This is a genomic window from Vibrio sp. D173a (assembly GCF_030248475.1).
The window spans coordinates 1-1480 of record NZ_JAHGAH010000320.1; the positions used below are offsets into that span (position 1 = coordinate 1).

At 48.9% G+C, this 1480-nt stretch carries 1 protein-coding gene; it reads right to left on the reverse strand.

The window, feature by feature from the left end:
- The coding region (locus KIV40_RS25105; RefSeq protein WP_285351927.1) for a PAAR-like domain-containing protein at positions 1–1480 on the reverse strand (1480 nt) is incomplete at both ends.

Sequence of the window (1480 nt, forward strand, 5' to 3'; positions counted from 1 at the left end):
CCCGGTAGCTCCGCTCATTTCTGTCATGCTCGGCGGGGCTTGCGCTGGCATCAATTCATCAAAGAAATTCGCGTATCCATAACGCACCGGATAAATCGGAATGACATTCTCAATCACGCCAGCCACTTCGTTCATGAATGGCTCGACCGTGTCGATGGTTTTCGTGGTGTTGACAACGGCTTCAATCGATTCACTCTCAATCGAGTGTAAGTCGTCTGCCGCTTTGATGACCTTTACGTTATCTGTGTTCGCCAGAAGCTCGCTGGCTTTGGTTTGCATTTTACTGAACACACCAGAAATGAGGTCGGGTAGTAGCTTCATATACGAGCTTAACGTATCGATATGCTTATCGAACACATCCTCAGACAGGTACGCGTATTGCAGTTTGCTGGCCTCATCACGTAAGAAGGTTAAACGACTTTTCAGCTTGTTAAGCAGCGCATCGAGTTCACTATTGATGCTCTTTTGTGCCGCTTGCCAATCGTAGTCAGCCAAATAGGTTTGTGGGTTGCCTTTACCTCGCGCACGCATGTACGCCAGCATTCGGTCAGTGGTCTCATGCGGGGCTAGCCTAAGCAGTACCGACAGCAATTCTCCTTCTTCTAATACTTGAGGCAGGGTATAAGCCAGCAGCGATTCGGTGGTATGTGGCAAGGGTTGATCAAGGTTGCCAATGAGTGCATCACAGGTCTTTGATACATCGAATGTTGTATCTGGGTGATAATGGGTAAAGTGCTGAATGATCTCGGCACTGACCATGTCTTGGAAATAGCGATCGCTACTCAACGTTTGACCAATACTGCCCCAAGCCGTGCCAACGGTCTCAATTCTGGTTGGCTGCCAAAAGCCGCGCTGACCTTTGGAAGCGATATTGAAAAAATCATCATCCGACTGGCTGTCTACATGGCGAGGATTCTCGCGACGAATCGGAGCCACCACAAACGGGTCTTGACTCTCTTCGACCAGCAGTTTGACCTTGCCACCTTTGAGCGGGTCGGCATCACTGCGCCCTTTATCATCCAAAGTGGCTTCATATACCATCGAACCTTGCTCATCACTGAGTTTAAATGGCGCATTCACCAGTCTTTGACCATTTGGATGACGCACGCAAACGTCCATGATAAAGGTCTCTTCAAGATCTTCTTCGACCGAGAAAGATGGGTTCTGTACGCCAAAACACATGGTATTGCCATTGTTCATGGTCATTTGATCACTCTGGCGCGCCACTCCTTTTCCTTCGATAAGAACATTCGAAGAAGACGTCACAAACTGCGCTTCTCCTTCAATGGTTCCTGAACTCACGCCTTTTTTATCGCCAGCGGCATCACCTGTACTTTTTGAGAACTTACTGCCTTGCAAGGCAATACTGTTGCCACCATCGGCTGTGACACTGGTTGAGCCGTCCACCAAATCGGCGGATTTAGCGTTATTGCCGTACGGAATAGGAACGACAGGCTTTCCTACTTTGGTCAAACAGACG